The sequence below is a fragment of the Pseudomonas sp. BS3782 TE3695 genome (assembly GCF_050435305.1).
GTDB lineage: Bacteria > Pseudomonadota > Gammaproteobacteria > Pseudomonadales > Pseudomonadaceae > Aquipseudomonas.
Map to the genome: position 1 here is coordinate 5,796,802 of NZ_JBNDKB010000001.1, position 21,848 is coordinate 5,818,649.

The 21,848-nt window shown below is 59.9% G+C and carries 22 protein-coding genes; 11 read left to right on the forward strand and 11 right to left on the reverse strand.

Features of this window, described 5'->3' with window-relative positions; genetic code table 11:
* The first annotated feature begins 202 nt into the window (after positions 1-202).
* The 3 genes from nhaA to ABH909_RS26260 all read left to right on the forward strand — a co-directional run bounded on the left by nhaA (position 203) and on the right by ABH909_RS26260 (position 2,997).
* Positions 203-1,390: a Na+/H+ antiporter NhaA gene (gene nhaA / locus ABH909_RS26250; RefSeq protein WP_429438716.1), complete on the forward strand. Its 1,188-nt coding sequence runs from the start codon at positions 203-205 to the stop codon at positions 1,388-1,390.
* A 121-nt stretch (positions 1,391-1,511) separates the two neighbouring features.
* A complete protein-coding gene (locus ABH909_RS26255) occupies positions 1,512-2,735 on the forward strand; it encodes a colicin E3/pyocin S6 family cytotoxin (RefSeq protein ID WP_429438719.1) in 1,224 nt (407 codons plus the stop codon).
* A gap of 7 nt (positions 2,736-2,742) precedes the next feature.
* Complete coding sequence (locus ABH909_RS26260) at positions 2,743-2,997, forward strand: colicin E3-like toxin immunity protein (protein WP_123360561.1); 255 nt, start codon at positions 2,743-2,745, stop codon at positions 2,995-2,997.
* A gap of 67 nt (positions 2,998-3,064) precedes the next feature.
* Here the strand turns inward: ABH909_RS26260 and ABH909_RS26265 are convergent, their stop codons facing one another.
* Complete coding sequence (locus ABH909_RS26265) at positions 3,065-3,529, reverse strand: glycine zipper 2TM domain-containing protein (RefSeq protein ID WP_123499264.1); 465 nt, start codon at positions 3,527-3,529, stop codon at positions 3,065-3,067.
* A gap of 169 nt (positions 3,530-3,698) precedes the next feature.
* Here ABH909_RS26265 and ABH909_RS26270 point away from each other — a divergent pair, with 169 nt between their 5' ends.
* On the forward strand, positions 3,699-3,935 hold the full coding sequence (locus ABH909_RS26270; RefSeq protein WP_429438722.1) for a hypothetical protein: 237 nt from the start codon (positions 3,699-3,701) through the stop codon (positions 3,933-3,935).
* 10 nt (positions 3,936-3,945) lie between these two features.
* Here the strand turns inward: ABH909_RS26270 and pdxH are convergent, their stop codons facing one another.
* The 5 genes from pdxH to dinG all read right to left on the reverse strand — a co-directional run bounded on the left by pdxH (position 3,946) and on the right by dinG (position 11,967).
* Positions 3,946-4,593, reverse strand: coding sequence for a pyridoxamine 5'-phosphate oxidase (gene pdxH / locus ABH909_RS26275; protein WP_095632404.1), 648 nt, complete (start codon positions 4,591-4,593; stop codon positions 3,946-3,948).
* A 24-nt stretch (positions 4,594-4,617) separates the two neighbouring features.
* Complete coding sequence (locus ABH909_RS26280; protein ID WP_429438725.1) at positions 4,618-5,715, reverse strand: OmpA family protein; 1,098 nt, start codon at positions 5,713-5,715, stop codon at positions 4,618-4,620.
* 112 nt (positions 5,716-5,827) lie between these two features.
* Positions 5,828-6,973, reverse strand: coding sequence for a serine hydrolase domain-containing protein (locus ABH909_RS26285; protein WP_429438728.1), 1,146 nt, complete (start codon positions 6,971-6,973; stop codon positions 5,828-5,830).
* Between the two features lie 230 nt (positions 6,974-7,203).
* On the reverse strand, positions 7,204-9,726 hold the full coding sequence (locus ABH909_RS26290) for a beta-agarase (protein ID WP_429438731.1): 2,523 nt from the start codon (positions 9,724-9,726) through the stop codon (positions 7,204-7,206).
* Positions 9,727-9,822: 96 nt separating this feature from the next.
* Positions 9,823-11,967 (reverse strand): ATP-dependent DNA helicase DinG, encoded by a 2,145-nt coding sequence (gene dinG / locus ABH909_RS26295; RefSeq protein WP_429438733.1) that lies wholly within the window; start codon positions 11,965-11,967, stop codon positions 9,823-9,825.
* Between the two features lie 99 nt (positions 11,968-12,066).
* Between dinG and ABH909_RS26300 the strand changes: the two genes are divergently transcribed.
* Complete coding sequence (locus ABH909_RS26300) at positions 12,067-12,531, forward strand: CopD family protein (RefSeq protein WP_429438736.1); 465 nt, start codon at positions 12,067-12,069, stop codon at positions 12,529-12,531.
* 162 nt (positions 12,532-12,693) lie between these two features.
* Here ABH909_RS26300 and ABH909_RS26305 read toward each other — a convergent pair whose 3' ends face one another.
* The 4 genes from ABH909_RS26305 to ABH909_RS26320 all read right to left on the reverse strand — a co-directional run bounded on the left by ABH909_RS26305 (position 12,694) and on the right by ABH909_RS26320 (position 15,371).
* On the reverse strand, positions 12,694-13,452 hold the full coding sequence (locus tag ABH909_RS26305; RefSeq protein ID WP_429438739.1) for a collagen-like protein: 759 nt from the start codon (positions 13,450-13,452) through the stop codon (positions 12,694-12,696).
* Complete coding sequence (locus ABH909_RS26310; protein ID WP_429438742.1) at positions 13,445-13,723, reverse strand: DUF1145 domain-containing protein; 279 nt, start codon at positions 13,721-13,723, stop codon at positions 13,445-13,447. The genes ABH909_RS26305 and ABH909_RS26310 overlap by 8 nt, the downstream gene beginning before the upstream one ends.
* A 148-nt stretch (positions 13,724-13,871) precedes the next feature.
* Positions 13,872-14,585, reverse strand: coding sequence for an OmpA family protein (locus tag ABH909_RS26315; protein WP_429438745.1), 714 nt, complete (start codon positions 14,583-14,585; stop codon positions 13,872-13,874).
* Positions 14,586-14,675: 90 nt separating this feature from the next.
* Positions 14,676-15,371, reverse strand: coding sequence for an OmpA family protein (locus ABH909_RS26320; protein WP_429438748.1), 696 nt, complete (start codon positions 15,369-15,371; stop codon positions 14,676-14,678).
* A 201-nt stretch (positions 15,372-15,572) separates the two neighbouring features.
* Here ABH909_RS26320 and ABH909_RS26325 point away from each other — a divergent pair, with 201 nt between their 5' ends.
* The 4 genes from ABH909_RS26325 (at position 15,573) to ABH909_RS26340 (ending at position 17,378) form a co-directional block, all read left to right on the forward strand.
* Positions 15,573-16,070 carry a DUF6231 family protein gene (locus ABH909_RS26325; protein ID WP_429438750.1) on the forward strand — a complete coding sequence of 166 codons (498 nt, stop codon included), beginning with the start codon at positions 15,573-15,575 and terminating at the stop codon, positions 16,068-16,070.
* A gap of 4 nt (positions 16,071-16,074) precedes the next feature.
* Positions 16,075-16,551 carry a YchJ family protein gene (locus ABH909_RS26330; RefSeq protein WP_123499295.1) on the forward strand — a complete coding sequence of 159 codons (477 nt, stop codon included), beginning with the start codon at positions 16,075-16,077 and terminating at the stop codon, positions 16,549-16,551.
* A gap of 126 nt (positions 16,552-16,677) precedes the next feature.
* Positions 16,678-17,163: an LEA type 2 family protein gene (locus ABH909_RS26335; protein WP_429438753.1), complete on the forward strand. Its 486-nt coding sequence runs from the start codon at positions 16,678-16,680 to the stop codon at positions 17,161-17,163.
* 5 nt (positions 17,164-17,168) lie between these two features.
* Positions 17,169-17,378: an SEC-C metal-binding domain-containing protein gene (locus tag ABH909_RS26340; RefSeq protein ID WP_429438756.1), complete on the forward strand. Its 210-nt coding sequence runs from the start codon at positions 17,169-17,171 to the stop codon at positions 17,376-17,378.
* Between the two features lie 200 nt (positions 17,379-17,578).
* On the opposite strand, the gene ABH909_RS26345 is transcribed toward ABH909_RS26340, so the two are convergent.
* Positions 17,579-18,136 carry a cysteine hydrolase family protein gene (locus tag ABH909_RS26345; RefSeq protein ID WP_429438758.1) on the reverse strand — a complete coding sequence of 186 codons (558 nt, stop codon included), beginning with the start codon at positions 18,134-18,136 and terminating at the stop codon, positions 17,579-17,581.
* A gap of 146 nt (positions 18,137-18,282) precedes the next feature.
* Between ABH909_RS26345 and ABH909_RS26350 the strand changes: the two genes are divergently transcribed.
* Both ABH909_RS26350 and ABH909_RS26355 read left to right on the forward strand, forming a co-directional pair.
* Positions 18,283-18,927 carry a glutathione binding-like protein gene (locus ABH909_RS26350; RefSeq protein ID WP_429438761.1) on the forward strand — a complete coding sequence of 215 codons (645 nt, stop codon included), beginning with the start codon at positions 18,283-18,285 and terminating at the stop codon, positions 18,925-18,927.
* Positions 18,928-19,136: 209 nt separating this feature from the next.
* Entirely contained in the window at positions 19,137-21,587 is a 2,451-nt protein-coding gene (locus ABH909_RS26355) for a penicillin acylase family protein (RefSeq protein ID WP_429438764.1), read from the forward strand.
* The last annotated feature ends 261 nt before the right edge of the window (positions 21,588-21,848 follow it).

Sequence of the window (21,848 nt, forward strand, 5' to 3'; positions counted from 1 at the left end):
CTCAGCCCACAAGCTTAGGAAAGAACCTACATCATGCACAGATACAGCTGAGGTCCAATACGTCTGGCAACTGCTAGGCTCGCCTTTGCTGACCGTCCGCGTTGTAACGGTATATAACAAAAAAGAATATAACTTTTGTTTTAACAACTAACGGTACGGGTTAGGGTGTGTCACCTTTTGAATTCATCGATGGAGAGCGACCTTGCCTCTGCGTAGCACGTTCACGCGTTTCTTTCAGTTGGAAGCTGCCAGCGGTCTGTTATTGATCGCCGCGGCCGCTCTCGCCCTGATCATCAACAATTCATCCCTGTCGTGGCTCTATAGCGGGCTGCTGGACACCCCCGTGGTGGCTCAGATCGGCGCGCTGAAAATCGCCAAGCCGCTGCTGCTGTGGATCAACGACGGCTTGATGGCCCTGTTCTTCCTGCTGATTGGCCTGGAAGTGAAACGCGAAGTCCTCGACGGCCAGCTATCGAAGCCCTCGCAAATCGTCCTGCCCGGCGCGGCGGCGATTGGCGGCATGGTGGTGCCGGCGCTGATCTATTGGTTCCTCAACCGTGACAATCCGTCCGCCCTGAGTGGCTGGGCCATTCCGACCGCCACCGATATCGCCTTCGCCCTCGGTGTATTGGCCCTGCTGGGCAAACGCGTGCCGGTGTCGCTGAAACTGTTCCTCATGACCCTGGCAATCATCGACGACCTGGGCGCGATCATCATCATCGCGATCTTCTATTCCGGCGCACTGTCGACCTTGTCCCTGGCATTGGCCGCAGCCTGTATCGCAGCGTTGATCGGGATGAACCGACTCGGCGTGGTCAAGCTCGGGCCGTACATGATCATCGGGCTGATCCTCTGGGTCTGCGTGCTCAAGAGTGGCGTGCACGCCACGCTGGCCGGCGTGACCCTGGCCTTCTGCATTCCACTGCGCACGAAAAACGCCGAGCCTTCGCCGCTGCTGACCCTGGAGCATGCCCTGCATCCGTGGGTGGCCTACGGCATCCTGCCACTGTTCGCCTTCGCCAACGCCGGTCTGTCCCTGAGCGGCGTGACGGTCGAAAGCTTTACCCACGACGTGCCAATGGGCATTGCCGTGGGCCTGCTGCTGGGCAAGACCATCGGTGTCTACGGCCTGACCTGGCTGGCGGTAAAAATCGGCATCGCTACCCTGCCCCTAGGCGCCAATTGGGGCCAGGTGCTGGGTGTGGCGATCCTTTGCGGCATCGGGTTCACCATGAGCCTGTTCGTCGGCTCCCTGGCCTTTGTGCCTGGCACCAGTGAATACGCCGGGATGGATCGAATGGGAATTCTGACCGGCTCGATACTGGCGGCATTGATCGGTTATGCGGTGACGGCGGCAGCGAGTCGCAAGAGCACCGCACTGCCTTCCTGAGCGATAGAGAACACTCTTAGCGACATTCAGGATTCGTCCTACAGCCACGCTTAGCCACGTTCGTTAACGTCGTGCAGCCCCTCTTTCAGGGGTTGCCGATGGACGAGCGAAAGGACAATCAGTGGCTGGCAACAAGGACATTCCCCGGGTTAAAAACCCACCGTCAGGCGATGGGCATCACGTCACCCACCGCTACATGACGGCCACCGAACTGGCCGAGCGCGATGCCAGGCAAAATGCCTACGACGCCATGCTCGCCAGGCAGCATATCTTCGAAGACAACCTTCAAGTCGCAGCGAAAAAAGACAACGTTGTCCACGCGGGCTGCGTATTCGCCAAGTCCTGCAAACTGCCCGACGCAATCATCGACTACACCAATCCCTCCGGTGTTGTTCCGACTGACAGTCTGAAAGACTACGGCGAACTGATCCTGCTCGGTGCTCGCGAGGCCGATGAAAGCGGTGTCGTGCCGCTCAAGAAAATCAGTGGCACTGCGGTTCCGGCAGGTTTCGGCAGCTTCGCGCTAGCCGGCTCGGCATTCACCGCACTGCCCGCCGTCGCCGCCAGCACCGCTGCGGCCACCTTGGCAGGCCTGGTGGCCCTGGTCATACCGTCGAGCCTTGGCGACAGCTCGCTCTATACCGAAAACCAACTGCGATCCCTCAAACAGGCCCGCACTCGCGTACGTCTCAGAGTCGAGCAACAGGCTGACGGCAGTCTCAAGGGATACGGTTTCTACACCGGTAAAAACCGTGACTGGGAAATGGTCGATGTCGCGCAATTCACCTTGCGCGGCAGTCAGCAGGTGGCTGATCTTGGGGACGGCATCGAGCTGATCTGGACACCGGCCGAGGACGGTTCAAACATCCTCGGCATCCCCGCTTTGGAAGCCGCACCGCAAGCACCGCACATCTGGGTTTACCCGCCGACGAAGGCGGCCGACACCATCATCGTGAACCCGGTGTACCCGCCTGAGTACAAGGATTTCATTCTTGTGTTTCCGGCGGATTCGGGGGTGTTGCCGGTTTATATTGTGGTGAGTGTTTCAGGAAGACGGGCTCCTAATCCCGATCACGACTATCACTCTGCACCTGAAACAGAGGAAATCACTGGTTTCTTGGGCTTGAAAGAAGCAAAAAAGAAAACCCCACGACAAGGAGGCGGCGGACTTCGAGAGCGTTGGATTGATGCCAAGGGTCGAACAATTTATGAATGGGATTCTTTGCATGGAGAGCTGGAAGCTTATCGGGCAAGTGATGGAAGCCATCTAGGCTCGTTCGACCACCTGACAGGCAAGCAAATAGACCCGCCTAAAAAAAACCGCAGCATCAAAAAGTATTTGTGAGGCCAAGATGGGACTGAAGATCAGATTGGACTGGTATGACAAAGAAACGGAAATAGCAGCCGGAAAAGAATACTCCGCTGATCTTGGTGATGACGGTTCAGTAATCGATGCATTAGGCCTGATGGCGGAAAGCGAGATCTACGATGGTGGATTTGACGTTTTATCGGCGTGGGTGCCAGAGCTTCAGCCTCTGTTCAAGCATAAGATCAATATTGCCGCTTTTGATTACCAAGTTGCATTTCGATATCGGAAAGTATGGTAATTCCCCCAAAAATACAAAACCCCGACCAGTCACCTGATCGGGGTTTTCTTTCACCCTACATTCCCGCTTAGTGCGTAACGCGGCTGGTGCCATCAACCGTGGCAATCCGCACCCGCTCACCCACGCGGAACACTTCGTTTGGCTGAACTTCCTGCACGTAGGCGCGCATGCTGCCATCATCTTCACGCACGGTGATTTCAACACCTTGCGTACGGGTCAGGCCTTCTTCGGCAGCCGAGCCTATCAGGCCGCCGGCGACAGCACCGATGACCGCTGCGACAATGCTGCCGCGACCGCCGCCGATGGAGCTACCGCCGACACCACCCACGGCGGCGCCCGCGACGCTGCCGATTGGGGTTTTGGTGCCTTCGATTTTCACCGGACGCAGCGCTTCGATAGTGCCCATGCGAATCGTCTGCACACGACGCGCTTCGTCACGGGAGTAGGAGTCACCGGTCAGGCTCGATTGGCAACCGGAGAGCAACATCGCCATCGTGGAAAAGGAAGCAACCAGCAGAACAGACTTACGCATAGCATCAAACTCCATAGGACAGGTATCCATTAAACTCCGCAGCTTGACGCCTGTCACGGCATTGCCCGGATAAAATTGGTTTCATTCAGGCCCGATACAGGCACTTTTTCGAACACGGCACACAGTAGCGCCAAATTACAAAATCTGCGCCACTGACCCAAGGATTTTCATGGATTACTTCATCATTGTTGTCACGACCGTCGCCGGCTTGTACTTCCATTGGTGGCTGTACGTGCGGATCAAACGCTGGATGGACCGCGATCTGGCGTTGTCATTGGCGGGTAAAGACGCACAGAAAAGAGCCTTCATGCTTCAGCAACTGGCGAACGCTCAAAGGCAGAAGATCAAGCGGCGGGACCTGCCTCAGTGGCTGGCGGCCGCTGCGGCAGGGTATCCCGATCGGTAGGCTATTTACGTTACGGTGCCAGGCGTTCACGAACCCAGTCGGTGCCTTGCAAGCGGTAGTTGAGGCGATCGTGCAGACGGCTCGGACGGCCCTGCCAGAATTCGATGCGTTCGGGTAGCAAGCGATAACCGCCCCAGTGTTCGGGGCAGTGAGGTTGGGTATCGCTGAAACGTTGCTCGGTATTCTTGAGCAGCGCTTCCAGTTCGCCGCGATCGGCGATCACCCGGCTCTGGGGCGAGGCCCAGGCACCGAGGCGGCTGCCCAGAGGACGAACCTGATAATAAGCGTCGGACTCTTCAGGCGTGACCTTCACGACCCGCCCTTCGATACGCACCTGACGTTCCAGGGCTGGCCAGAAAAACGTCATGGCCGCAAATGGATTGGCTGCCAGTTGCTGACCCTTGTCGCTTTCGTAATTGGTGAAAAAGGTGAAGCCCTGCTCGTCCAGGCCCTTGAGCAGCAGGATGCGGCAATGCGGCCGTCCCTGCTGATCGACGGTGGCCAGCGTCATGGCATTCGCCTCCACCGGCACTTGCTCGGTGTTCACCGCGTCGGCAAACCACTGATGAAACAACTCGAACGGCTCGGCCGGGGCTTGCGCCTCGGTCAGGCCATCTCGGGTGTAATCGCGACGCATATCTGCCAAGGGCCGGGTCATGGCGCATTCCTTTTGGTTAACGAATCACTTCTTTGTGTCATCGGCGACGGCGACTTTCTTGGTGTCGACCGCCGCTTTGGCGGGCGCAGTCTTTTTCACCACGGCTTTTTTGGCTGGCGCCTTGGCAGCCGCTTTCTTGGCCGGTGCCTTTTTCGTCGCCGGCACAGCCGCTTTCTTCGCAGCAGGCGCCGGGGTCACAGGCTTGGCCACTGGCTTGATGTCTTGCGCAGCGACCATGGTTTTCACCGGTGCCGGAGCCGGCATGTTGTACTTGCTGAGCAACGCGACCATGGTGTTTGCCGGCGTCACCAACAGCTCGACGCGGCGGTTCAGGGCACGCCCTTCAGAACTGTCGTTGGCGGCACGCGGAGCCTCGCCACCCATGCCGCGCAGCATCAGGCGATCACGCTGCAGACCGCTGAGACGGAAGATCGCCGCCACCGCTTGGGCACGCTCCTGGCTCAGCTTCACGTTGGCCGGTGCGGCGCCAGTCGTATCACTGTGACCGAGTACCAGCACGGCAGTCTTTGGATCGACTTCGAGGATTTTCGCGACACGGGTGAACGGGCCGAGAGTCACCGGCAGCAGCATGGACGGACGGTCAGGGTTGAACGAGCCTTCTACCGGTGCCGTGACGACCAGCACGTTTTCGCGGCGCTCAAGTTTCAGGTTACTGTCCTTGATCGCCTCGCGCAGGCGCGGTTCGTAGTCGTCGAGCCAGGCCTGGGTGACTTTCGGGTCGGGCATCGGCACGGCCTTGGCGGTGCTTTGTTCCTTGCCACCGAACGGCCACCACCAATTGCCACCGGCATCGGCTTCAGCCTTGGCCACAGCGACCGGCTTGGTTTCAGGTTTTACGTCCGGTTTGGCCATCTTGTCGGCAGTGTCTTCGGAACCGAACGGCCAGTACCAGGGGGATGCACTGTCAGCCTTGGCGACGGGGGCTGTTGCAGCAGGTTTCAACGGAGCCGGGGCCGGTTCTTTGGTCGCAACCTTGTCGGAAGAACCGTCGGAAGAACCGAAGGGCCACCAGCTGCCGCCGTCTGCATCATTTTGTGGGGTTTGTGCGCAACCGGTGATAGCGAAGCACAGGGCCAGGGCGAGCGTTTTATTGGATGACATCGGATATCCACAAAATGAAGTAATGAAAAATCAGACCGGGTTAGCCCGGATAAACAGCGCTTTGAAACCACAAAGGCTTTCGGGTTCCGGCCCTGGCCCCCTTAAGCGTGATTTACAGACAAGTGGCCAGTACTCGCACAAGTTTTTGCGCTCGTGGATCCATCAAGACGTACGGTCCCAAGGTATTTGTCACAAAGCCGAAGGCCACATCGTATTGCGGGTCAGCAAAACCGATGGAACCGCCGGCGCCCGGGTGACCGAACGCCCGTGGGCCGAGGCCATAGGTGGCGTTGGGTACATCCGGTTGATCGAGCATGCAACCCAGGCCGAAGCGGGTCCGGGTCAGTAAAGTCTTGTCTTCGCCGACGCTGTGTTCGCGGGTCAGCTCGTCGAGCATTTCACTTTCCAGCAGGCTGCCGTCGAGCAAACCGGCGTAGAACCCGGCCAGGCTGCGGGCATTGCCATGGCCATTGGCGGCCGGCTGCTGCATGCGCCGCCATTCCGGTTTGTTGGTGCTAGTCATTATAGACGGCGGGTTGGTGAAGGCCCGGGTGCTCATGGCCGTCGGCTCGCGCATGGTCACTTGCAGCAAGCGTTGGGCTGCGGCGTCGCCGAGGTTGCCCTTGCTACGGGCAATATGCGCCACGCGATGGAACTCTTTGTCGGCGAGGCCAACGTGGAAGTCCAGCCCCAAGGGCTTCGCGACCCGTGCCACGATGGACTCGCCCGGCCCACGACCGTCGGCGCGACGCAGCAATTCACCCACCAGCCAACCATAAGTGATCGCCGCATAACCGTGACCTTGACCTGGCGTCCACCATGGCGCTTCGGCAGCCAGGGCGTCGACCATGGTCTGCCAGTCGTAAAGTGCTTCTGGCGCCAGCAATTCGCGCAGCGCAGGCAGGCCCGCCTGATGGCAGAGCAAGTGGCGCAGAGTCACGTTCTCTTTGCCGGCGGCAGCGAACTCGGGCCAGTAGCGAGCGACGGGAGCATCCAGTTGCAGTTTACCTTCGGCCACCAGTTGCAGCGCGGTCACGGCGGTGAAGGTCTTGGTGCAGGAAAACAGGTTGGCAATGGTGTCGCTGTGCCAGGCTTCGGTGCCGTCCTTGTCGGCGGTACCGCCCCAGAGGTCGAGGACAGTTTCCCCGCCAATGCGAATGCACAACGCCGCGCCACGCTCCTGAGGATCGTCGAACAGCGCCGCAAAAGCTTCACGCACCGCTTCGAACTTAAGCTCGTAATGACCCTGAATCTGCACCCACAACGCTCCCGGATATTCGCTCTATAAAGTGGCCCGCATTGTTCCAGCCCTTGAGGGTTTTGGGAACAGGGTCGGGCCGGGCGGTCGCCCATGGAATTAATCAGGAACCTTTGTGGCGAGGGAGCTTGCTCCCGTTGGGGCGCGGAGCGGCCCCTTATCCCCAAAAAGAATGGGACTGCTGCGCAGTCCAACGGGAGCAAGCTCCCTCGCCACAGGGATCTCAGTGCTTAATGACCATTGCCCGAATGCCCACCCGCATGGCCGGCGCCCTGCTCTGCACCTTTGTCGGCAGCACCTTGCTTGCCGCCCTCGCCTTCCTGGTTCCCGGCGGCTTTTTCCGCCTCGGCCCTGGCCTTCTCGGCCTCTTTGCCAAGTTGATCGACGGTCTGCAGATTGCTTTTGCGCACCGTGTCGACAAAGCCCTGGAACGGCAGATCAGTAATACCCACCAGGCCGAAGTGACCGTTCTCACCGTCCAGCAGGCGACCCGTCACGGGTTGATCGAGGTACTGGAACCAGTGCACCCCGACAATCGAGGGTTCGCTCATCGCCTGTTTGAGGAAATTGGCGTAGGCCGGGCCACGGTCTTCTTCTTTCGCCAGTTGCGTCACGCCTCCCCAGAACGGGCCGCGATCCGTCGAACCGAAATTGAATTCAGTGATCAGCACCGGTTTGTCCAGGCTGCGCAGTCTGGCGAAGTCGTAACCGTCCTGGGGTTGCAGGGTGTACATATTGAAGCTCAGCACGTCGCAGTATTGCGCGCAGGACTCGACGGCTTCCGGGGTACTTACGGCAAAACGGCCACCCAACAACAACTGGTTCGGCGCATGCCATTTGAGCGAGTCGGAGACGGTTTTGAAGTAGGTGTCGGCGAACACTTTCTGGAAGTATTTAAAGTCGGCTTCGACTTCCGGGTACTCGGCGCTCGGCTGCGGCGGCACGAAGCCCGGGTCTTCCATCAGTTCCCAGGCCGGCAGATCAATGCCCCAGGCTTTGGAAAGCCCCGCCTGATTGCGGTACTTGTCACGCAGCTGTTTGAGGAAGGCACGTTTGGCCGGCACATCAGTGGTCATTTTCAAAGTGCCGTAGGCCAGCGCGTAACGGGCCTTCGGGTCATCGCCGGGCCCGGCCCAGGCCAGTTCGTTGTCTGCGAAGTAACCGATCAGCCACGGATCGTCGCGATGGTCGCGGGCGGCGATGGCCACCGCGCGCTCGGTGGCCATGGCGAAACGCGGATCGAACGGATCGGGCATGCCGCCCCACCAATCGGTGCCGGTGCTGATGCTGGCGTAATCGCCGACGATCGACAGCGGCAGGGTGTATGGCACTCGGTCAGCGTTGCCAAACACCGGTGCGCTCCAGTTGCCGAGGGTGTTGAAACCCCAGGCTTGCAGGCGATCGAGGGTGTGACTGGCCCAACGCTTTTCGTCGAAAACCACTTTGCAAGGTTCGACGGTTGTTTGCTCGGCCGCTTTTTCGACTGACGCTTCAACAGCGCCGGTCCTGGCCGCTTCAGCAACCCCGGCCGCGGATTCGGTTGCCGCAGGATCGGCTGATGGTGCGGCGGTCTTATCGGCCGTCGCCTCGCCCGCATCGGCCTTGGCCGCTTCGGCGACACCGGCCTTGGTATCGCTGCCCGGAGTGCAAGGCTCGCCATACAGACGCTGCAAGTTGGCGCCATAGAAATCGTACCAGCGCCCGGCGTTGTAGGCTCGGCCCTGACCGGCGCCATTGCCGCCGCGGTTGTCGCCTTCGCCATAGTAGCTGGCAAGGGGCTCATCGGGTTTGGGCAGGGACTCGAACATCCATTCGCGACCAGCAACGTAAGTCTGGTTGACGCTAGGGGTCACAGTGTTGACGCCAAGGGAATAGAACGGATGCCCTTCCGGGGTCACCAGGTACCAGCGGCCGTCACGTTTTTCTGTGCGGAAAAAGCCGCTGGCCTTGAATGCCGGGCCTTTGGTCCAGCCGCCGAACTTGTCCACGGACTGCTTCTCGCGCTCGGCCAGCCAGCTTTTCAGTTGTTGCTGTTCTTTGGCCGCGGCGGATTTCAGTTGCTCGTCGCTGCTGACCTTCTCCGGCCATTTGGCCCGGGTCGATTGGCCGTAGGCGTCCACCAGACCGCTGTAAGCGGCCTTGGTGACAGCCTCGCCATCCTGCACGCCGAAGCGCTCGAGCAGGATGCTTTGGGCGACTTTTGGCTGATCCATCGACAAGGTCACCGACACCACCTGGCTGCGGTCCAGCTCACCGGCGCTGCTGGCCAGCAATACACGCTGGCCTTCGAAATTGATCGGCATCGGCGGGCCGGCTTTCATGCCTTGGCTCAAAGGCGAACTCGGTTGCAGTGGCACCAACAGGGTTTGCGCCGGACCGGCCGGCAGATCGACGCGGCTGACCAGGGTCTTGCCATCGTTGCTCTGGATGGTCACGTTCAGGGTCACCGCCCAGTTCATCGCACTCTGGATTCGCAGGCTCATGACACCCGACTGTGACCAGTCCCAGGCACCGGTCTGCGGCGTCAGGCGCAAGGTCGGCCGGGCGACCGGGTTGAAAGTCACGCGGCGCAGCACTTCGCCTTCGGCCGTTTGCTCCGCGTTGGACTGCGGCAGGCTGGCGTCCTGGGTCGCCACCTGGACCACATCGGCGGGACGCACAAAGTTGAACAACGTTTGCTGGCCGATAGGGGCCGCCAGCAAAGGGGCTGCGAACATCAAGGCAAAAACAGCAGGCAACGAACGGCGAATCATAGGAACGTGGATCTCCCAAGCGACCATCAATGGGCCAGTGGAAAAGCGGTGGCAGTGAGGTAGACAACGCGGTGGGCTTATTTGCCCACCGGTGCATCAGGAAATTTCACGACGAAATGGCGGCAATGCATTGAGAATAGCTTTGCCGTAGCGCTGCGTGACCAGACGACGGTCGAGCAAGGTGATGGTGCCGCGATCTTCTTCGGTCCGCAGCAAGCGACCGCAGGCCTGGACCAGTTTCAGCGAGGCGTCTGGCACGGAGATTTCCATGAACGGATTGCCACCACGGGCCTCGATCCATTCCGCCAGCGCCGCTTCGACCGGATCGTCGGGCACCGAGAACGGAATCTTGGCGATCACCACGTGCTCACAGTACGCACCGGGCAAATCCACGCCTTCGGCGAAACTCGCCAGGCCGAACAGCACGCTGGAATCCCCGCCATCGACCCGCGCCTTGTGTTTATTCAGGGTTTCCTGCTTCGACAGGTTGCCTTGAATGAACACTTGCTTGCGCCAGTCGCGGTCCAGCCCGTCGAACACGTCCTGCATCTGTTTGCGTGAGGAGAACAGCACCAGGGTGCCGCGTGAACCTTCTACCAGTTGCGGCAGATCGCGGATAATCGCGGCGGTGTGAGCCGGCGCGTCCCGCGGGTCGGCTTTAAGGTCCGGCACCCGCAACACACCGGCGTCGGCATGGTGAAACGGGCTCGGGACCACGGCGGTGACGGCTGTTTTAGGCAGGCCGGCACGCATGCGGAAGCGGTCGAAAGTGCCGAGAGCGGTCAGGGTCGCCGAGGTCACCAGCGCTCCGTAAGCCACATTCCACAGGTTGCGCCGCAGCATGTCCGCCGCGAGGATCGGGCTGGCATTGACCTCGATGTCGAACAGCGAACCGCTTTCGGCCAGGGTCAACCAGCGGGCCATGGGCGGATTGTCTTCCGGGTCTTCGACGGTGAAAGCGGTCCACAACTCCCAGTTGCCCGAAGAGCGTGACAACAGGCTGCCGAACAGTGGATACCACTCTTCGGCCTGGTTACTGGCGATGCCGATATTGACCTCGCCGTCCATGCCTTCCTTGAGCAGGTCGGTGAGCCGGGTAAACACGTCGGTCAGGCGGGCAAAGCCCTTCTTCAGCTCGATGCCCATTTCGCGCATGTGCTCGGGAATCACCCCGCCGACGAAACGGTGACGTGGCCGCTCGCGACCTTCGACGTCTTCGCCGGGCTTGAAGTCGGCGGCTTGTTCGCAGGCGCTGAACATGAATTGTTGCTGGGTCTTGATCTCCCGGGCCAGCTCCGGCACCTGCTCGATCAACTTGCCCAGATCGCCCGGCAGCGGGTGCTGGGCGAGTAATTTGGTGAGGTTCTTGGCGGTGGTTTCCAGCCAGTCGGCGGTGGAACGCAGACGCGTGTAGTGCGCGAAGTGGCCAATGGCCTTGTCCGGCAGGTGGTGGCCTTCGTCGAACACGTAGATGGTATCGCGCGGGTCCGGCAGAACCGCACCGCCGCCCAGGGCCAGGTCGGCCAGGACCATGTCGTGGTTGGTGACAATTACGTCGACCTTGCCCATTCCTTCGCGGGCCTTGTAGAAGGCGCACTGGCCGAAGTTCGGGCAATGACGGTTGGTGCACTGACTGTGATCGGTCGTCAGGCGCGCCCAGTCGGCGTCTTCCAGCGCCGTCGACCAACTGTCGCGGTCGCCATCCCACTTATTGCCGGCGAGCTTCTCGATCATGCTGGTGAACAGCTTCTGGCTGGCCTCATCGACCTCGATCTTGAAGCCTTCTTCTTCGAACAACTGCGCGGTGGCAGTCTGCGCGTGACCTTCCTGAAGCAACATGTCCAGCTTGGACAAGCACATGTAGCGCCCGCGACCCTTGGCCAAGGCGAAGCTGAAATTCAGCCCGCTGTTGCGCATCAAGTCGGGCAAATCCTTGTAGACGATCTGCTCTTGCAGGGCCACCGTGGCCGTGGCAATCACCAGACGTTTGCCGGCAGCCTTCGCGGCAGGGATTGCCGCCAGGCTATAGGCCACGGTTTTGCCGGTACCGGTGCCGGCTTCCACCGCAACAATCGCGGGGTCGCCACTGCGCCGGCCTTCGTCGTCGGTGTTGATATCACCGAGGACTTTGGCAATTTCGGCGATCATCAGGCGTTGGCCGTAGCGCGGCTTGAGGCTCTTGGCTTCGAGAAAACGCGAATAGGCGCCCTGGATCGTGGTTTTGAGTTCGGTGCTGATCATTAGTTGTCGGGCGCAAAAAATGCTGGATAAATTTTCAGTGGTTCGGATCGGCGGCTATCATACCGCGCTAATCAATCCCGCGCAGAACGGAGTACCTCAATGACACCTTTTGGCATCGTTTATACCCTGCATGTCATCGCTGCCCTGGTGTGGGTCGGCGGCATGTTTTTCGCCTGGATGGTCTTGCGCCCTGCGGCGATGAAGGCGCTGGAAGGCCCTGCCCGGTTGAAGCTGTGGGTAGAAGTGTTTCAAGGTTTTTTCCGCTGGGTCTGGATCGCGGTGGTGCTTTTGCCGATCAGCGGCGTGGGCATAATTCATCTGCAGTTCGCCGGATTTGAAGCGGCGCCGTGGTATGTGCAGGTGATGATGGGGTTGTATGTGGTGATGACGGCGCTGTTCATCCGGATTCAGGCGTTGATGCTGCCAGAATTGCGCACGGCGGTGGCGGCTCAGGACTGGCCGACGGGTGCGGCGGTGCTGGGGAAGATTCGCCGCTTGGTGGGGATAAACCTGATGGTCGGGTTGGTGTTGGTGGCGATTGCGGCGGCTCGGCCGATGTTCTGAGGAGTGTAGGCCTCCGTGGCGAGGGAGCTTGCTCCCGCTGGGCTGCGCAGCAGTCGTAAACCAGTCACCGCGCTCATTCTGAAAGAATGGGGTTGCTGGTTTTGGGGCCGCTTCGCGACCCAGCGGGAGCAAGCTCCCTCGCCACAGAGGGCTCGGTCGTGCTTACAACCGCTGAATCGTCACCGAACCCGCCACTCCCGCAGACCCTGGCTGACCGTCGGCACCGGGGCGGCCGCTCTTGCCGCCATCGGCTTTATAGACGAAACAGCCCTTGGCCTTGCCGCCCGCCCCTGGTTTTCCACCGGGGCCAGCCAGACCACCTTCCCCGCCCGCAATCTCGACTTTGATCTGCTCAGCAGGGTAATCACGCGGCACTTCCAGCCGAACCAGCGCGCCTGGCGCTCCCGATTGGCCGTCGCTGCCATTACTGCCATCGGCGCCGCGACCGGCCTGGCCCCAGGTACAACCCGGTGCTTGACCATTGGCCCCATCGAGGCCGACAAAACCTGGCGCACCCGCGCCACCGCGAGCGTCAACCGACAATTGCGGCGCGTTCAACGCTTTGATCTGCAAATCCAGATTGCGCCCGGAGCGGGCAGCCTTGAGGTATGTCCCCGGCGCGCCCCGTGCAGTGATCTGGCTGCCTTCGGCCAATTCGGCACGGTTGATCTTCAATGCCAGAGCTTGTTCGCTCGGCACAATGGCGATCCGCGCGTCACGTCCCAGATGCAACTCACCGACCGTCACTTCGGTCACGTTCGAAGGAACCAGCAAAGTGCCGTAATCGGCGACTTCCAGCCGTTCCAGTTGCAAGGTACTGGTGGTGTTGGGCAAGCGCATCAGCGAGTTGGTTTCGACACTCACCACCTGCGCACAGGCCAATGGGCTGATAAATGCAGCGAGCAGACAGAGTTTACGCATGGGAGGCCTTCGAAGCGGCCGGGGCCGGAATGGTTTGCAGATGGAAAACGCCGAAAAAGACAATCTTCAGACGATCGCGCCAAGGGTGGGCTCGACCTTTGAGGCTACGGTTGCAGAACACCAGCTCCAGAAGATGAAGCCCTGCCAACACAGTGCCGGCAAAATTGACCAGCAGGTGAAACGGATGAACAAACGGCATGAGCAGATTGACCAGCACCGTCAACCAGAACAGCAGGGTCAACAACTTCCCCAGCCCCCAAAACACCTTCATACGCTCCCCCGTTGAGAATTATTCTTTGCGCGCACAGTAACGGCTTACACGCGGGATAAGCCAGAGGGCAACAAAAAATTCTTCCCGAAGGTCGCGGATTGGCCGTCGGATCAACCTGAGTCGGTGTCCGACGGCTCTATTACAAGGCTTAGCGATTGATGTGCAATTCCACGCGACGGTTTTGCGCCCGTCCTTCTTCCGTGTCGTTCTCGGCCACTGGCTGGCTTTCGCCCCGGCCTTCGCTGGTGAGTTTGTTGGGCGCGACGCCCTGGCTCAACAGGTAAGCCGCGACGCTGCTGGCACGACGTTCCGACAGTTTCTGGTTATAGGTGTCCGAACCCTGGCTGTCGGTATGACCGATGACTTTAATGCTCGCCACATCGGTGTTCTGCAATTTGGCCATCAGCGAATCCAGCTCACTGCGCGCTTCGGGCATCAGCTCGGATTGGTTGTAAGCGAACAAAACGTTGCCGTTCAAGGTGATGACTTCGGAGACCGGAGGTTCAACAGGCTTCACGCTGGCCGGGTATTGCGGCAGCGGGCAACCATGATGTTCGACAGGGGTATCGGCGGGCGTATCGGGGCAGCGATCACGTCGATCGAAGACGCCATCTTCGTCTTCATCGCCATCCTGGGCGTAACAGATCAGGCCACCGGTCAAGATCCCGAGCGCCGCACCACCCGCAGCCCAAGCGCTACTTTCGATCGCGCCCAAACCGCCGCCGACCAGTCCACCCAGGACACTGCAGATCGGCCAGGTGCGTTGATTGAGAGGGGCGGTGCCATCGCTGTGAGTCGCACAACCGGTCAGAAGACTGCCAAGCAGCAGAACCGGCAAGACGGTCCTTGTGAGAACGCTCATTGTGAATGCTCCTGTGTCACCGGCCCATACCGGTCACACAGGAGTAAAGACCCGCATCCGCGACTGTACAAGCCGCGGAACGGCAGAGACCTAGCGGTTGATTTTGATTTCCGTGCGCCGGTTCATCGCACGGCCGTCAGCGGTTTTGTTATCGGCCACCGGCTGGCTTTCACCGGCGCCGGTCACCGACACGAAACTGCTGCGTGGCACGCCTTGGGAAATCAGGTATTCCACCACTGAATGGGCGCGTCTATCCGACAGTTTCTGGTTGTAGGCATCGCTGCCGACACTGTCGGTATGACCGGTGACAGTCAGTTGGGCGCTGGAAGATTCCTGTTTCAGGCGCGTGGCAATGGTGTTGAGTACGTCTTTATCGGCAGGAGTGAGCTTGGCCGAGTCGAACTGGAAGTGCACATCACGGATCACGATGACTTCTTCCTTGACCACTGCCACCTCTTCAACCACCGGCGCAGGCGCGGGTGGAGGGCAGCCGTTGGCATCGACCTGCACGCCTCTAGGTGTGCCTGGGCACTTGTCGCGGCTGTCCGGTACGCCATCGCCGTCTTCGTCGCCGTCGCCATGCACCCAGCAATAAGCGGCTGCCGTGCCGCCGACCAGCAGCGCGCCATACCCTGCCCATGCCGAGCTTTCGGTCGCGCCGAGCCCCGCACCGATGACGCCACCGACCGCCGCACAGGACGGCCAGTCGGTTTTCTGCAAACCTGCGCAACCAGTCAACACACTGGTTAGCAGAACCAAGGGTAATGCTGTCCGAATTATGCTCATCTAGTTCTTCTCCTGAGGGATCGGCTTAAAACCGATTCTAGGGAGTAAAGACCCGACTTTTAATCTCCGCCAGCAATAGGCCATTGCCGTTTTGCCCCGTGTTCGCGGAAGATCGGCGCTTTTTGGTTAAACCCGCCAGAAGGGACGCTAGGCCCGGACGTTGGGGCAGGCTAATCTTGGCGCTCTGATTGAGGATCTTCGATGATTGCAGGTATTTCTTCGCGCACGCCCCAGCAGGCGTTGGCCGCTTTGCTTGATCGTTATGCCCCGGCGCGTCTGCTGCTGATTGGCGCCAGTGAATTCCCCGCGCTTGAGGCATTCAAACTCGCGCATCCAGATAGCACCGTCGACTTTGCTGCACCCGGGCCACTACCCGCCGAACTGGCGGCGCAACGGTTTGATCTGGCGCTGGTGGTCGATTGCCTCGAACATTTGCCCAAGCGCGACGGCTTGAATCTGCTCGGCGGGATACGCAACCTCAATGCCAGTCGCATTGCGGTGCTGGCCGACTTGCCGGCATGCGGTTGGCAGGAGACGGACTTTTTCTCCCTGGCGCTGCAAGCCAATGAACGCTTCCAGCGCGATGATCAAGTACTGACCCTGTTTACCTACGATCTGCTTGACTATAAACAGGTGCCCGACTGGCTGAATTCACGCTTCTGGGCCAATCCGGAAAACTTCGGGAAATATTGGTGGTAACGCAATGAGTACATCCATTTGCCCTTGCGGTAGCGGCACGCTGCTCGATGCCTGCTGTGGCCATTACCACGCCGGCCACCCTGCCCCCAGCGCCGAAGTCTTGATGCGGTCGCGCTACAGCGCCTATGTACTGGGGTTGATTGACTATCTGGTAGCGACCACCCTGCCCGCACAACAGGCCGGCCTGGATCGTCAGTCGATCAGTGACTGGAGCGCCCAAAGCACCTGGCTGGGCCTGGAGGTCGAAAGCGCCGAGGTTTTCGGCGGTCAGCCGGAGCACGCCTTCGTCACCTTCACCGCTCGCTGGCACGACAGCAGCGGCGAACACAGTCACCGCGAACGCTCATCTTTCGTACAAAACGCCGGCCACTGGTATTTCATCGACCCCACCGTGTCACTCAAGGCCGGGCGTAACGATGCGTGCCCGTGCGCCAGCGGGCAGAAGTTCAAGAAGTGCTGTGCGAGTTACTTTGGCGCTTGAGGTGACCAACAGCAAAAAGATCGCAGCCTTCGGCGGCTCCTACATGGGATCGGCGTACACCTGTAGGAGCTGCCGAAGGCTGCGATCTTTTTGCAGCTAGACTGGGGTCAAGGGAGAAACACGACTATGACCACCCGGCGACTCGCGCTTTATCTGTTCTCCTTGCTCCTGTTTTCAGGGCTCGGCGGCTGTGCGTCATGGTTCAGCGACGACCTGCCCGACCCGCAGGTGCATCTGGTCAAGGTCGAGGTGGTCCGGGCCAAACTACTGGAGCAGAAATTCCTGCTGCATTTTCGCGTCGATAATCCCAACGATCGCGACCTGACAGTGCGTGCCCTGGAATATCGCATTCACCTCGGCGACATACTGCTGACCGAAGGCGAGTACGAACACTGGTTCACGGTCGGCCCCAAACGCAGCGCCTATTTTAAAGTACCTATCCGCACCAACCTGTGGCCGAAAGTCCGGGACCTGGTCAAGCTGCTGAAAAAACCCGACCAACCCATTCCCTATCGTCTGGAAGGTGAGATGGAAACCGGTTTATTCATCGCGCACCACGTGCACCTGGCGCGCAATGGCGTGATAATCGCCGCCGATTTAATTCCGGAGTAAGCCCGATGACCCAGCAACCTCATGTCCATGGCCCTGACTGCAACCACGATCATGACCATCACGATCACCATGATCACGACCATGGTCATGTCCACGGCCCGAACTGCGGCCATGTCCACCAGGAACCGGTGCGCAATGCCCTGAAAGATGTCGGCCGCAACGATCCCTGCCCTTGCGGCACTGGCAAGAAATTCAAGAAGTGCCACGGCGCTTGATGCTTCGGGCGGCTATCTTTTTCGCCTGTTGAATCGCCTTCGCGAGCAAGCCCGCTCCCACATTGGATCTGCTGTGTTCACACAATGTGTGGCTGGCGCAGATCGAGTGTGGGAGCGGGCTTGCTCGCGAAGACGGCGGCACATTCACTATCAATCTGTCAGTTAAATCGCTTTCGCGGGCAAGCCTCGCTCCTTGGTTTTCAGTCGTCGCTCAGGATTTGATCCGTACTGATCACCGTCGCATACTCGCCATGCAAATTACCCAGCGACATCGCATGCACCTCCTCGGCTGAATGGGCATTGCCGAAAAAATCCGCCTTGTCGAAGGTAAAGCACGCATCCTCGGCAACCCACGCCTCAAACCCCAGATTCCCGGCCGTTCGCGCCGTGGATTCCACCGAGTTGTGGGTCGCCACGCCAACGATGATCAACTGATCGATCCCCGCCTCGCGCAAACGTGCTTCCAGCCCCGTAGAACAAAACGCATCCGGCACCTGTTTCTGAATCAGCCAATCACCCATCGAGGGCTGAAAACGCTCTTGAAATTCCACCCCCGATTGCTGCGGCCAGAACACTGAATCCTCTGAGCGGGACAGGTGCTGCACGTGAATCACCGGCCGCCCGGTTCGACGCCAATGCTCCAGCAATTCCACGATGCGCGCTTCGGCCTGAGGATTGTTTCGGCGACCCAGCTTGGGATGCAAAATGCCTTTTTGTTGATCGATGATGATCAGCGCCGCGTTGGTCTTGAGCTCCATGCTGACTTTTCTCTTGTCGGGCCATTGAATTTCTCGCACTTCAGCATCACCTCCTTCTACTGGCAAGCCATCCAACGCAAACAGGACGACCTGATGCCGACGGTCGCTGTCCGTACCTGACGATGTCTCTTGATAATGGAGTTTTCATGATCGACCTGTATTACTGGACCACCCCCAACGGCCACAAGATTTCGATATTCCTGGAAGAAGCCGGCCTGCCGTACAACGTTTACCCGATCAACATCAGCCAGAACGAACAGTTCAAACCCGAGTTCCTGAAGATCTCGCCGAACAACAAAATCCCGGCCATCGTCGATCATGAGCCGGCCGATGGCGGTGAGCCGTTGGCACTGTTCGAGTCGGGGGCGATTCTGCTGTACCTCGCGGAGAAAACCGGCAAGTTCCTGCCCAAAGACCTGCGCGGACGCCAGCAAGCGTTGCAATGGCTGTTCTGGCAGATGGGAGGCCTGGGGCCGATGGCCGGGCAGAATCATCATTTCAGCCAATTCGCCCCAGAGAAAATCCCCTACGCGATCAAGCGTTACATTGACGAAACCGCCCGCCTGTATGGCGTGCTCGACAAGCAATTGGCCAACAATGACTTTGTCGCCGGCAGCGAATACAGCATCGCCGACATGGCGATCTACCCGTGGATCGTTTCTCACAAATGGCAGAGCCAGAATCTGGAAGACTTCCCCAACGTGCTGCGCTGGTTCAACCATATCCAGAACCGCCCGGCGACGGTGAAGGCGTATGCCTTGGTGGCCAAGGTCAATCCGCCGAAATCCTGATAGAAGATCAAAAGATCGCAGCCTCGTTTCACTCGACAGCTCCTACAGGGAATGCAAAACCATGTAGGAGCTGTCGAGTGAAACGAGGCTGCGATCTTTTTGCATTCCACAGACAAATCCTGAAATAACCTGATACCCCGCTTGCGCGGCCACCTCCTGCTCACTAACGTAGCGCCTTTAATGACGCTACCCCCCGCAGGAGCTTTGCCATGGCCTCGCCAGCCCTTACACATTTTCTTCCCCGGTTCGGCGTTGCCGCAGCAGTGGCCGGTGTTTTAAGCCTGACCGGTTGTCAGACCTGGAACACTCAAGACACCCTCCCGCCAACCTCCGGCGTGCAACCGCTCAAGGGCCTGGCGCAGAACGTTTCGATTCGGCGCAATGCCATGGGCATGCCGCTGATCGAGAGCAATAGCTTCCACGATGCGCTGTTCACCCTCGGCTACGTGCATGCCAGCGACCGCATCAACCAGATGGTCACCCTGCGCCTGCTGGCCCAGGGCCGTTTGGCGGAGATGTCCGGCGCGGACCTGCTCGATGCCGATCGCTACATGCGTGCGGTCAATCTGAAGAAAAGCGCGGGTGAGTTGTACAAGGCTTCTTCGCCGCGCCTCAAACGTTTCTTCGAAGTCTATGCCCGTGGGGTCAACGCCTACCTGTTCCGCTACCGCGACAAACTGCCTGCCGACCTCGCGGCCACTGGCTATAAGCCGGAATACTGGAAACCGGAAGATTCGGCGCTGATTTTCTGCCTGCTGAATTTCAGTCAATCGGCGAACCTGCCGGAAGAAATTTCCTCATTGATGCTGGCTCAGACGGTCAGCACCGACAAACTGGCGTGGCTGACGCCGTCCGCTCCCGACGAAAAATTGCCGGTCGCAGAAGCGGAAAAACTTCAAGGCCTCAAACTCAACGGGCAAATCCCGGGGCTGAGTGAAATCAGCAAAGCCACCACTCAACTGTCGAATCTGAACCTGCTGGGCGCCACGTCTTCGAACAACTGGGCGATCGCCCCGCAACGCAGCCGCAGCGGCAAAAGCCTGTTGGCCAGCGACAGCCATGGGCCGCTGGGCGTGCCGTCGCTGTTCAGCTACGTGCAGATTCGCGCGCCGAAATACCAGGCCTCCGGCGTGACCATTGCCGGGTTACCGATGGTGCTCGGTGGTTTCAACGGCAAAGTGGCGTGGAGCATGACCACGGTCATGGGCGACAACCAGGACCTGTTCCTGGAAAAAATCAAACGTCAGGGCAACGGCCTTTCTTACGAAGTCAGCGGCAAATGGCAGCCGGCGATCGTGCGCAACGAAACCTACTTCGTCAAAGGCCAGAAGCCGATTCGCGAAGCGGTATATGAAACCCGCCACGGACCGCTGCTCAACAGCGCCCAAGGCACCGCGTTGGCGAATGGTTTCGGCCTGGCCTTGCAGACGCCGAACTTCACCGACGACAAAACCCTGGACGCGTTTTTCGACCTGTCCCGAGCGCAGAGCGTCGAGAAAGCCTCGGACGCCAGCCGTGAGATCCGCGCCATCGCCCTGAATCTGGTGTTTGCCGATGCCAGCAATATCGGCTGGCAAGTTACCGGGCGTTACCCGAACCGTCGCGAAGGCGAAGGCTTGCTGCCGTCGCCGGGCTGGGAAGGTCGCTTCGACTGGGACGGTTACGCCGACCCGATGCTCCATCCCTATGACCAGGACCCGGCTCAAGGCTGGCTCGGCACCGCCAACCAGCGGGTCATTCCCCATGGCTACGGCATGCAACTGTCCAATTCCTGGTCGGCGCCGGAGCGCGGTGAACGCATGGCCGAACTGGCGGGCGTGGGCAAACACGACACGCGTAGCCTGATCGCCATGCAATACGACCAGACCACCACCTTCGCTGCCAAGCTGAAAAAGATGTTTGAAGCGCCGGGCATGGCTCAGCCCCTCAAGCAAGCCATCGAAGCGTTGCCGGTGGCCGATCGCGGCAAGGCTCGCGAGGCTTATACGCGCTTGATGGCCTTCGACGGCAAACTCAGCCCGACCTCCGCCGACGCGGCGATCTACGCGCTGTTCCTGCAGCAAAGCACCCAGCAGATTTTCCTCGACGAACTGGGCCCGGAAAGCAGCCCGGCGTGGAAAGCCTTTATCGCCAACGGCAAGTTGTCTTACGCGGCGCAGGCCGATCATCTGCTGAGCCGTGAGGACAGTCCGTTCTGGGACGACTCACGCACGGCGCAGAAGGAAGACAAACCGACGATCCTCGCCCGTAGCCTGGCGGCCGCGATCAGCGCGGGTGACAGCCAGTTGGGTGGCGATCACAAAGCCTGGCAGTGGGGCAAACTGCATCGCTACGAGTGGAAGAACACCAGTGGCCAGACTGTGCGCGGTCCGCTGCCAGCCGGCGGCGACCACACCACGCTCAACACCGCCGCGTTCACCTGGGGTCAGGACTTCAACACCACGCTGGCGCCGGCCATGCGCTTTATCGTCGACTTCGGCCAGGCCGAACCGCTGATGGGCCAGAACGGTAGCGGCCAGTCCGGCAACCCGGCCAGCGCGCACTATCTCGACAGCGTCGAGCCATGGCTCAAGGGGCAATACATGAGCCTGCCGATGCAGCCACAGAACTTTGACAAGGTGTATGGCAAGACGCGGTTGACGCTGACGCCTGGCAAGTAACCTCAAATGGGACCGGGTCGGCTCGCGAAAGCCTGCTGTCGGTCCCATTGATGCTGAAAATCCATTGTGGCGAGGGAGCTTGCTCCCGCTCGACTGCGCAGCAGTCGCAATACAGACGCCTGTGTTCTAACTGGATCTGCGCGGTGGTAGATTCGGGGCCGCTGCGCGCCCCAGCGGGAGCAAGCTCCCTCGCCACAAGTGCGATAATTACTCTCTAAAAAACCTTAACTGGCCTGCTCGCGAAAGCGGTCTGTTTAACGC